This window comes from uncultured Agitococcus sp., from assembly GCF_937920075.1.
Lineage (GTDB): Bacteria > Pseudomonadota > Gammaproteobacteria > Pseudomonadales > Moraxellaceae > Agitococcus.
In genome coordinates, this window is sequence record NZ_CALETI010000229.1 from 1 (window position 1) to 10,788 (window position 10,788).

General features: G+C 41.1%; 10 protein-coding genes and 1 pseudogene. 10 read left to right on the forward strand and 1 reads right to left on the reverse strand.

Annotation, left to right across the window (positions count from 1 at the left end; genetic code table 11):
* Positions 1-235: 235 nt before the first annotated feature.
* The 10 genes and pseudogenes from dksA to panD all read left to right on the forward strand — a co-directional run.
* Positions 236-643: pseudogene (gene dksA / locus Q0212_RS08140) on the forward strand (RNA polymerase-binding protein DksA); the annotation flags it as partial.
* A 9-nt stretch (positions 644-652) separates the two neighbouring features.
* Entirely contained in the window at positions 653-1,531 is an 879-nt protein-coding gene (gluQRS, locus tag Q0212_RS08145; protein WP_297924364.1) for a tRNA glutamyl-Q(34) synthetase GluQRS, read from the forward strand.
* Positions 1,532-1,549: 18 nt separating this feature from the next.
* On the forward strand, positions 1,550-1,726 hold the full coding sequence (locus Q0212_RS08150; RefSeq protein ID WP_297924366.1) for a hypothetical protein: 177 nt from the start codon (positions 1,550-1,552) through the stop codon (positions 1,724-1,726).
* Entirely contained in the window at positions 1,716-4,685 is a 2,970-nt protein-coding gene (locus Q0212_RS08155; RefSeq protein ID WP_297924368.1) for an ATP-binding protein, read from the forward strand. Before Q0212_RS08150 ends, Q0212_RS08155 begins: the two co-directional genes overlap by 11 nt.
* Positions 4,685-6,106: a sigma-54 dependent transcriptional regulator gene (locus Q0212_RS08160; protein ID WP_297924370.1), complete on the forward strand. Its 1,422-nt coding sequence runs from the start codon at positions 4,685-4,687 to the stop codon at positions 6,104-6,106. The genes Q0212_RS08155 and Q0212_RS08160 overlap by 1 nt, the downstream gene beginning before the upstream one ends.
* A 9-nt stretch (positions 6,107-6,115) precedes the next feature.
* Positions 6,116-7,453 carry a polynucleotide adenylyltransferase PcnB gene (gene pcnB, locus Q0212_RS08165; protein ID WP_297924372.1) on the forward strand — a complete coding sequence of 446 codons (1,338 nt, stop codon included), beginning with the start codon at positions 6,116-6,118 and terminating at the stop codon, positions 7,451-7,453.
* Complete coding sequence (gene folK, locus Q0212_RS08170; RefSeq protein WP_297924374.1) at positions 7,450-7,956, forward strand: 2-amino-4-hydroxy-6-hydroxymethyldihydropteridine diphosphokinase; 507 nt, start codon at positions 7,450-7,452, stop codon at positions 7,954-7,956. Before pcnB ends, folK begins: the two co-directional genes overlap by 4 nt.
* A gap of 101 nt (positions 7,957-8,057) precedes the next feature.
* Complete coding sequence (gene panB, locus Q0212_RS08175) at positions 8,058-8,849, forward strand: 3-methyl-2-oxobutanoate hydroxymethyltransferase (protein ID WP_297924376.1); 792 nt, start codon at positions 8,058-8,060, stop codon at positions 8,847-8,849.
* A gap of 1 nt (position 8,850) precedes the next feature.
* The gene (gene panC / locus Q0212_RS08180; RefSeq protein ID WP_297924378.1) at positions 8,851-9,705 is read left to right on the forward strand and encodes a pantoate--beta-alanine ligase; all 855 of its coding nucleotides are present in this window, start codon (positions 8,851-8,853) and stop codon (positions 9,703-9,705) included.
* 184 nt (positions 9,706-9,889) lie between these two features.
* Positions 9,890-10,270 (forward strand): aspartate 1-decarboxylase, encoded by a 381-nt coding sequence (gene panD, locus Q0212_RS08185; RefSeq protein WP_297924380.1) that lies wholly within the window; start codon positions 9,890-9,892, stop codon positions 10,268-10,270.
* A 64-nt stretch (positions 10,271-10,334) separates the two neighbouring features.
* Here the strand turns inward: panD and Q0212_RS08190 are convergent.
* A partial coding sequence (locus Q0212_RS08190; RefSeq protein ID WP_297924382.1) for a PP2C family protein-serine/threonine phosphatase occupies positions 10,335-10,788 on the reverse strand: 454 nt, incomplete at its 5' end.

A 10,788-nucleotide genomic window follows, 5' to 3' on the forward strand; every position in this document is an offset into this window, starting at 1 on the left:
GCCATGACTTTACAAGTCGAGCAAGGTGTCATCTATTTAGTTGACTAAAAGTTTTAATACTTAACCTTGTTTTTTAGTAAATCGCCCCCTAATTGTTGCATGGTTATTAATAGTCCGCATTATTAATAACTTTTAGGATTTACGCCGTCAGTGCCATGCGTAAATTTGAGATTAATTAGCCCATTTAAGGAGCAAAAAAATGGCCACTGCTACTAAAGCCCCCAAAACTAACTTAATTTATGGTTTTGCCCCTTATCAAGCAAAACCTGATGAAGAGTACATGAACCCTCAGCAAATCCAGCATTTTAAAAATATTTTAAATGCGTGGAAACAAGAACTCATGGAAGAAGTTGATCGTACTGTGCATCATATGCAAGATGAATCTGGCAACTTACCAGACCCAAATGATCGTGCAACTCAAGAAGAAGAGTTCTCTATTGAGTTACGTGCACGTGACCGTGAGCGTAAATTAATTCGCAAAATCGACTCAACCTTAAAAACCATTGATAATGGTGAATATGGCTATTGTGAAGAATGTGGTGTGGAAATTGGTATTCGTCGTTTAGAAGCACGTCCTACCGCAACTTTATGTATTGATTGCAAAACTTTAGCCGAAATTAAAGAAAAACAAACCATGGGTTAATCACTACCAATGTATATTGGTCGTTTTGCCCCTTCACCAACTGGCCCTTTGCATATTGGTTCATTGTTAACCGCATTGGCTAGTTGGTGTGATGCGCGCGCCAAACAAGGTAAATGGTTATTACGCATCGAAGATGTAGATACGACACGTACTCAATACGGAGCTGTTGACCATATTTTTCGCTCACTTGAACATTTTGGTTTAACGTGGGACGATGAGGTGGTTTATCAAAGTCAACGAACTGAGCTTTACCAACAGGCGTTACAATATCTTGAGCAACAACAAGCCATTTTTTGGTGTCGTTGTAGCCGTAGCCAATTAGCCCAAACAGGCCAAGCTCTTTATACAGGCACTTGTCGTCATCAATTACATTATCAACCTGCTTGTGCAGCACGTTTATGTGTTGCTGCATCAACTTATATTCAATTTGAAGATCGTGTTTTTGGCAATCAATACGCAGATATTAGTCAAACAGTTGGTGATTTTGTCATTTATCGCCGTGATGGTTTATTTGCCTATCAACTCGCAGTAGTCGTTGATGATGCACTACAAGGCATCACGCATATTGTCCGTGGTGCAGATTTACTCGATAACACTAGTCGACAAATCTATTTGCAACAACAATTAGGCTATCCACGCATTCATTATGCACATCTACCACTGATTGTGAATCATTTAGGGGAAAAGCTATCTAAACAAACAGGAGCAACCGCACTCGATTTAACGACTAACCCTAGCCCTGTGTTATGGCAACTTTTAGGCTTATTAGGCCAACATCCCCCCTCCTGCTTACAATTCTCAGCAAAAGATGAATTATTAATGTGGGCAATCACACATTGGCAATTCGCAAACATTCCCAAACAGCTTAAACTAGAACATATATTCTAAAATTTTTAGGGAATATCCATGTACATCGATCGATTGGTCTTAACCTTTATTGCTGCTGCATATTTGTTATCACCTGCCATTATTGAATGGTGGAGCTTGGGCGGCACAGAATGGACACGCCCTTTTATTATTTGGCTAGGCATTATTTTAGTTAGTTTTTGGATTGCAAAAAGTAGAGATATTCATGACCTTTAATGCAGTACAGTTATTTAGCTTAGGCTTTCTTTATTTATTTTTATTATTTTTAATTGCCCACTTTAGTGAAACGGGATTAATCTCTACCAAATGGATTAGAAATCCCATTATTTATGTGTTATCGCTGGGTGTGTATATCAGTGCATGGGGCGTTTATGGCGTTGTTGGTTTTGCCTACGAAACAGGTTATAACTATTTAGCGTTTTATTTAGGAGTATCAGGTGCGTTTTTACTTGCGCCCGTTTTACTCAGCCCTATTCTTCGCTTATCGAAAAACCATCAACTTAGCTCGTTGGCCGATTTATTTGCTTTCAGGTATCGCAGTCAATTTGTTGGTTCTTTAACAACTATTTTTATGCTTTTAGCCCTACTACCACTATTAGCCTTACAAATTCGCGCCGTGAGTGATACTGCCAACATTTTGACACAAACCAATCATAATCATAGTGTTGCGATTGTTTTTTGTTTAGCTATTACCTTATTTAGCTTATTGTTTGGTGCAAAACCCCTCACCCCTCAATATAAACATGATGGTTTAGTCGTCACCGTTGCCGTTGAATCGATTATTAAATTAATAATGATGTTAGCGGTTGCAGGCTATGCACTTGTCGCAATTTTTGGTGGCAGTGATGGTTTGCAAGATTGGCTCTCTCACAATAAAGATGCTTTAGAACTGTTATATATTCCCCTCAAAGAAAACGGTATTTGGCATAGCTTAATTCTGGCATTTTTGTTTTCGGCTGTGGTGATGCCCTATATGTATCACATGGTCTTTACCGAAAATTTTCAACCACGCTCATTATTAACCGCTAGTTGGGGTTTGCCTCTGTATTTATGGTTAATGGCGATTTGTGTACCGATTATTTTATGGGCAGGTATTAAACTCGAACTTGGCATAAATCCTGAGTATTTTACCATTGCCATTGCTCAAGCCAGTCAAAGCAGTCTGTTGTCGTTATTGGTGTTTATTGGAGGTATTTCGGCAGCCAGTGGCACAATTGTTGTTACCTTATTAGCTTTGTCTTCTATGGTACTCAACCACTTAGTCTTACCATTGGCACAACCCTCGCCTGATTATAATTTGTATCATTGGTTAGTTTGGGTCAGACGTTTATTAATTGTGTTGATTATGGGCTTTTCTTACGCTTTTTATGCCCTGTTCACCCATCAACACACCATGACCGAAATGGCGATTTTAACTTTTGTCGGCACATTACAATTTGCGCCAGCCTTAGTTAGTGTTTTATTTTGGCCACGCGCCACTCGCGCAGGTTTTGTGGCTGGTTTAAGTGTGGGTTTATTTATTTGGTTTAGCGTGTTAGTTGTACCTTACATTCTTAATTTGCCTAATTTATTTACCCAATTATTAGCGATTAATTTAACCTTTTTTGAAGACCCGATTTATTGGCATCACATTGGTTTAGGCAGCACCTTAGCCAATGCGGGCGTGATGATTGCAGTATCATTAATGACCAAACAAACTGCCTCGGAACAAATGGCAGCCGATAGTTGTGCCGTTGATAATTTACGCCGTCCTTATCGTTGGTCGTTAAAAGCTAAGTCGGTTGATGAATTTATTAACTCTTTAAGTGAAGTCTTGGGCAAATTAACTGCCGAACGGGAAGTTGAACAAGCTCTACAAGATTTGGGCATGAGTCATGACGAAACACGTCCTTATGCTTTACGCCGCTTACGCGATCAAATTGAATCTAATTTATCAGGCTTGCTTGGCCCTTCGGTAGCACATGAAATTTTAGACACCCATCTATCCTATCAAATTAGACCCGAAACACCTGCCAGCGAAGATATTCACTATGTTGAATCGCGTTTAGAAGAATATAAACATCGTATGTCAGGTTTGGCAGGTGAATTGGATGCTTTGCGTCGTTTCCATCGACAAACCCTATACGACTTACCAATTGGGGTATGTTCTTTAGGTCGTGACCTAGAAATTATCAGTTGGAATCGTACCTTAATGGAAATGACGGGTATTTCTGATGATGAAGTGATTGGCTCACGACTGACCGACTTACCCGAACCGTGGCAAACCTTACTCAATGACTTTTTACATAGCCCTAATGTGCAGCTATATAATCAAGAAGTGGTCAGCCAAGCACAAAGTCGTTGGTTAAACCTACATCGTGCCTTTATTGGTGAAAACGAAAAAGCAGGTGAATTAAGCAGTAGCCAAGTTATCGTCTTGGAAGATGTAACTGAATTGGAACGTCTCGAATCACAACTGGCACACAATGAACGCCTAGCTGCTTTAGGACGCTTGGCGGCAGGTGTCGCCCACGAAATTGGTAATCCTGTCACTGGTATTGCTTGTTTGGCACAAAATCTTAAAGCCGAATATAAAGACCCAGAAATTATCGAAGCCAGTACACTGATTTTGACTCAAACTCAACGTATCACTAATATTGTCCGCTCTTTAGTCGGTTTTGCCCGTACCGATGCCCACATGACACCTAATACCTATAGTGCGGTAAATTTGCATGACATCATTGACGAAGCGATTAATTTACTCAAATTATCAGGTGGGAAAGACTATCAATTTGATAATTTTTGCACAGACGATATTTTGGTGCGTGGTAACGCTCAAAAACTGATGCAAGTATTCGTCAATTTATTAAGTAATGCGCGTGATGCTAGCCCACCACAGAGCCATATTATTGTTGAAGCACACAGCAATGGTAATTATATTCATATTGATGTAGAAGACTTTGGTCATGGTTTACCTGAAGGCACAATTCGATCCACCTTATTTGAACCTTTTGTCACCACTAAAGAAACAGGTAAAGGAACAGGTTTAGGCTTAGCCCTTGTACATGGTATCATTGGCGAACATGGTGGCAAAATTCAGCTCATGGATAAAGCGGATTATGACCAAGGACGTGGTGTGATTGTACAAATTACACTCCCCGCATGGCTTGACGATAGCAACGAGAACGATAGTTAATGAAACATATTTTGATTGTTGAAGATGAAATGTTGATTCGCTCTAGCCTAAGACGGTTATTGCAACGACATCATTATCAAGTCAGTGAAGCTGGCTCGGTACACGAAGCGACAGGCAACTATCGTTTAGATGAGTTTGACTTAATTATTACCGATTTGCGTTTACCGGGTGAATTGGGTACAAGTTTAATAGAATTGGCTAAACCTACACCTGTGTTAATTATGACCAGTTTTGGCACGATGAAATCGGCGGTTGATGCCATGAAACAAGGCGCGGTTGACTATATTTCTAAACCCTTTGACCACGATGAAATGGTATTAAGTGTTGAACGTATTTTGCGCGAACAACAACTTAAAGTGGAAAACACGGCTCTCAAACAACAACAAAAACAAAGCACGATTAACGGCATTATTGGTAGCTGTCCTGCGATGCAGGAATTGTTTAAACGTATTACTCGTGTTGCACCCATGGGATCAACGGTTTTAGTGCGTGGCGAATCAGGTACTGGCAAAGAGTTAGTTGCTAAAGCCTTACATCAAGAAAGCCCACGTAAAGATCATGCCTTAATTTCGGTTAACTGTGCGGCTATTCCCGAATCCTTAATTGAAGCCGAATTATTTGGCTACGAAAAAGGTGCGTTTACAGGGGCGAATACACAACGTAAAGGTTTAGTCGAAGCCGCCGATGGCGGCACATTATTCTTAGACGAAATTGGCGAATTACCGCTCGAAGCTCAAGCGCGCTTATTACGTTTATTACAAGAAAAAGAAGTGCGGCGTTTAGGGGCAACCCAAACTCGCTCGGTTGATGTGCGTTTAGTCGCGGCTACTCATCGAAATTTAAAACAATTGGCGGCTGAGGGACGTTTTAGGGAAGACTTATATTATCGCTTAAATGTCGTAGAATTAATCATTCCGCCCTTACGCGAACGTGGCAGTGACATCATCGAAATCGCCCAAGTTTTATTAGAAAAAACCTGTCAACGCTTACACGTTGCGCCTGTCTCGTTTGATGATGATAGTTTGGCGGCAATGTTAGCTTATCGTTGGCCGGGTAATGTTCGAGAGCTAGAAAACGCCATTGAACGTGCCGTTATTTTGGCTGATGGTAATACCATTAGTCCCGATTTATTAGCCATTGAATTAGATTTACCCATTTTAACCAAACCTATTGAGCCAGTAGATAATCCCCCCATAGATAGCACGCCTAAACCCTCTGTCAAAGAAACTGTGCAGGAAACAATTAGCCACAAGCTCAATGACAGTGAATTTCAAGAGCAGGTGTTACGTTATCAAGACCAAATGTCCGAAACTGAACTCGCCAAACGTTTAGGCATTAGTCGTAAATCTTTATGGGAGCGTCGTCAACGCTTAGGCATTCCACGTCGTCGTAGTACACATATTGGCGACGATACAGAGTAAACATCATTTATGCTGCAATATCATTCTGCCCGTGATTATGGAATCAATCCAGAAGACCTCGGCACGCCTGCCCTACAAGTGATTAATGAACTACACAAAGCAGGCTTTCAAGCCTTTGTCGTTGGTGGAGGCATACGCGATCTGTTATTAGGTTTACACCCTAAAGATTTTGACATCGCCACCAATGCCACCCCCGAACAAGTCAAACGGGTTTTTGGCCGCCATTGCCAAATTATTGGTCGGCGTTTTCAATTAGCGCATGTGTATCAAGAGCGTCATTTATTTGAAGTCGCCACCTTTCGCGCACCACATGACAATCAAAGCCAACGCAGTCAAACCTCTGCACATGGCATGATTACTAGAGATAATGTGTGGGGAACGATTGACCAAGATGCGTTACGCCGTGACTTTACTGCGAACGCCTTATATTACAATCCTAAAACAGGTGAAATCTTAGATTTTGCCAATGGATTGGCCGACATTAAACGCAAAAAATTACGCATGATTGGTGATCCTAGCACTCGTTATCGCGAAGACCCAGTCCGTATGCTACGTGCCGCGCGTTTAAGTGCTAAATTAGATTTTACGATTGAAGAAAAAACCCTTGAACCCATTTATCATTTAGCTTATTTGTTAAAATCAGTTTCTGCCCATCGTTTATATGATGAAAGTTTAAAACTGTTTTCGTGTGGTCATCTACAAAATTTATTAACCATACTGCATCAACTTAATTTATTTTCTGCCCTCTTTCCGTTATTAGAAGAACGGGTGGTTAATTCTGAATTAGTACAACTGGCTGCCAAAAACACCGATGACCGTTTACAACAAGGTAAAAGTATTAATCCTGCCTTTTTTTATGCGGTGTTATTATGGGACTGGCAACAAAAACTCACTAACAACGCTTTAGCTCAGGGTGAAGATTTATTTCCTGCTCAACAAAATGCCGCCATTGAAACCTTAAATTTGCAATCAAAATCCACGGCTATTCCGCGTTTTGTGGGACAAACTATTCGTGATATTTGGGAGCTACAACCACGACTGGCTTTTCCTAGAGCAAAAATAGTACCTAAATTAATTAGCCAACCGCGTTTTAGAGCAGGTTTTGATTTTTTATGGCTACGTGAACAAACAGGCGATAGTGGCACAAATGATATGGCCGCATGGTGGGAAGCTTATCAACAAGCCACAAGTGATGAGCAAGAAAAACTACTCAAAGCCTTAGATAAACAACGAGCCAAAACCATTGCTAAAGAAAAGGCCGATAAAGCCGAAGCAAATGCCCAAAAGCCCAAAAAACGCAAAGCCAAAACGACTAAAGTAGCTGTTAATAGTGGAGAAAACGCATGAGCCATGCGGTTTATCTTGGCTTGGGCGCAAATTTAGGTGAACCTATTCAGCAATTACAATGGGCTGTTAAACAACTACAGGCTCTTGCACAAAGCCAACTACAGGCTGTTTCACGTTTGTATGGCAGCAAACCCACTTTTGGCTCACCAACGAATCAACCTGATTATGTTAATGCCGCAGTGTTGCTACAAAGTACACTCAGTCCAGCACAACTGTTAAGCGAATTACAGCAACTTGAACAATTAGCAGGTCGTATTCGTCTTGAACGTTGGGGTGCACGCACCTTAGATTTAGATATTTTATTATATGACCAACAAGTCATTGATACCGAGCAACTGATTGTTCCACATAAAGAATTGGTCAATCGTTGTTTTGTGACTTTACCTTTATTAGATATAAACCCTACCCTTACACTGCCAAATGGTGTAAAAGTGTCTAGCCTAGCCTGTGCTACCCTATCCGATGATATATATGTACTTGCAGATAATTGCCATTGGTATTAGGACATATTAATGTTTATAAACTCCCCCTTCGACTCCGCTCAGGGAGCAGCTTACGGCGGCTGAGCGGAGTCGAAGCCCATTTTCTAAACAAGAGGTTATCGATGCCAATCACCCTAACGACACTCCGCGACTGCAAAAAACGTGGCGAAAAATTTGCCATGATTACCTGTTATGACACCATTTTTGCCCAAACCATGAATGCCGCTGGTGTTGAATGTTTATTAGTCGGCGACTCTTTAGGCATGGTTTTACAAGGCCATAGCTCAACGCTACCTGTGACTATGCAAGACATGATTTATCATACTCAATGTGTGGCACGTGGCAACAATAATGCTTTTTTATTGGCCGATATGCCGTTTATGTCTTATGCCACCGTGAATGACGCGCTAAACAATGCCGCAGCATTAATGAGAGTAGGTGCTCATGCGGTTAAGTTAGAAGGTGGTGCTTGGTTAGCTGACACAGTCACCCAATTAGCACGTGGCGGCATTCCTTGTTGTGTCCACATGGGCTTAACGCCTCAATCTGTGCATGTTTTTGGTGGCTATAAAGTACAAGGTAAAACGGCTGATGCTGCTGCTAAATTAATTGAAGAAGCCAAAATGGTTGAGCAAGCAGGTGCGGCATTGATTTTGCTCGAATGCGTACCCAGTGCTGTTGCCGCACAAGTCACAGCGAGCGTCTCGATTCCTGTCATTGGTATTGGTGCAGGCAAAGACTGTGACGGTCAAGTTTTGGTTGTTCACGATATGTTAGGCTTGCACCAAGGAAAACCTGCCCGTTTTGTCAAAAACTTTTTAACAGGCCAAGCCAGTATTCAAGATGCTTTTGTGGCTTATGTGAAAGCGGTTAAAGAGCAAAGCTATCCAGCACCCGAACATGGATTTAATTAACATGCAAACTGTACATACCATTCAAGCCGTGCGTGAGTTTGTTAACGCTGCCAAACAACAAGGTAAAAAAGTGGGCTTTGTGCCAACAATGGGCAATTTGCATGCAGGTCATATTCATCTAATTGCTCAAGCCAAAACACAAGCCGATGTGGTGATATGCAGCATTTTTGTCAATCCCACGCAGTTTGGTGCCAATGAAGACTTTGGCAGTTATCCACGTACCTTAGAAGCTGATAGCCAACAATTACAAGCGGCGGCTTGTGATTTGCTCTTTGCCCCTTCTGCACAAGAAATGTATCAAAATGGCTTTAGCCAACATACTGTGGTGACAGTGAATGGCTTAAGTGAACAACTTTGTGGTCAATTTAGACCAACGCATTTTGCAGGGGTCGCTACGGTTGTCAGTAAGCTATTTAACATTGTACAACCTGATATTGCCTTTTTTGGCGAAAAAGACTTTCAACAATTAGCGGTGATTCGTTGTTTAACTACTGAATTAGCTTTTCCGATTGAAATTGTTGGTGTTCCTACTCAACGTGCCGAAGATGGCCTAGCACTGAGTTCACGTAATGGGTATTTATCTGCTGAAGAACGTGCTAAAGCCCCAATGATTTATCAAATGTTGCAGCAGCTAAAAACCGCCATTGACAATGGTCATCGTGATTACACCATGTTATGTGATGCAGCGATGTTGCATTTACAAAAATCTGGCTTTGATCCCGATTATATTGCTGTTAAACGTGCAATTGACCTACAAGATGCCAATGCAGATGACTTAGACTTGGTATTATTGGTGGCTGCGCGTTTAGGCAAAACCCGTTTAATTGATAATATTGCCTTTAAATTAGACAATTAAACAGCAAAATTTCGGACAATCGTCCAATAAGTTATTTTTATTACAGATATAGGTTGAATCGGGGACAAGATTACGGCAAAATGACGCGCCCATTTTTATGACTATTTATAATGGTTGAACTTATAAATAATCAGCGTAAAATGTCCCGAACAAGCCCTGCGACCCCCCTACGGAGGCAACCGCCATGCAATGCACCATGCTTAAAGCCAAACTCCACCGTGCTGTTGTGACTCACGCTGAAGTTGATTATGAAGGCTCTTGCGCCATTGACGGTAACTTGCTCGATTTATCGGGCATTTTAGAGTATGAACAAATTCAAATTTACAACGTCACCAATGGTGAACGTTTTACCACTTACGCAATTCGTGCCGAAGCTGGCTCACGTATTATTTCCGTTAACGGTGCGGCTGCTCACAAAGCCCAACCTGGTGACAAAGTCATTATTTGTGCCTATGCCAATTATGCAGCTGCCGAATTAATTAACTTTAAACCTCGCTTAATTTATTGCAACCCAGACAACACTGTTAGCCATAGTGCTAATGCTATTCCTGTGCAAGTTGCTTGAATTTAGAACAATAAAAAACGGCCATTTATTTGGCCGTTTTTTATTGTGTTTAAGGTCTATTGAGTTAATTGAGACTATTACCAACATAATGAATCGTTAGCATAGAAACATCATCCGTAAAGGCCTCTTGCTCACCTCCTCGCCAAAGATTTAACTCCTGTTGTAAAATAGCAAGTGTTTGTTGTAGTGGTAACTCATGATGTTTGTCCAATAAATCTATCAATCTCTGTTCACCAAATTGTTCTGACAATTTATTTTCACATTCAGTAATGCCATCTGTATATAAATATAAACGAGAGTCATTTTCTAAACTAAAGGCAACTTCTTGATAATCTGGCTCCTCCAAAAAGCCTACAGGCACACCACCTTCACTATCAATAACTTCTACAACATTATTAGCATGAATCACTATCGGGCTAGTATGACCTGCACGAGTCAACATACCTTGCCCCGTAAAAACGTTTAACACCCCATAAACAATGGTAAAATAGAACCAAATGCCCAGCGAAATGCCAATT

Excerpts from the sequence above, each read along its gene's own strand:
- pcnB (WP_297924372.1), top strand. The coding sequence starts at position 6,116 with ATGCTGCAATATCATTCTGCCCGTGATTATGGAATCAATCCAGAAGAC.
- Q0212_RS08155 (WP_297924368.1), top strand. The coding sequence starts at position 1,716 with ATGACCTTTAATGCAGTACAGTTATTTAGCTTAGGCTTTCTTTATTTA.
- gluQRS (WP_297924364.1), top strand. The coding sequence starts at position 653 with ATGTATATTGGTCGTTTTGCCCCTTCACCAACTGGCCCTTTGCATATT.
- panC (WP_297924378.1), top strand. The coding sequence starts at position 8,851 with ATGCAAACTGTACATACCATTCAAGCCGTGCGTGAGTTTGTTAACGCT.
- panB (WP_297924376.1), top strand. The coding sequence starts at position 8,058 with ATGCCAATCACCCTAACGACACTCCGCGACTGCAAAAAACGTGGCGAA.
- panD (WP_297924380.1), top strand. The coding sequence starts at position 9,890 with ATGCAATGCACCATGCTTAAAGCCAAACTCCACCGTGCTGTTGTGACT.
- folK (WP_297924374.1), top strand. The coding sequence starts at position 7,450 with ATGAGCCATGCGGTTTATCTTGGCTTGGGCGCAAATTTAGGTGAACCT.
- Q0212_RS08160 (WP_297924370.1), top strand. The coding sequence starts at position 4,685 with ATGAAACATATTTTGATTGTTGAAGATGAAATGTTGATTCGCTCTAGC.
- Q0212_RS08150 (WP_297924366.1), top strand. The coding sequence starts at position 1,550 with ATGTACATCGATCGATTGGTCTTAACCTTTATTGCTGCTGCATATTTG.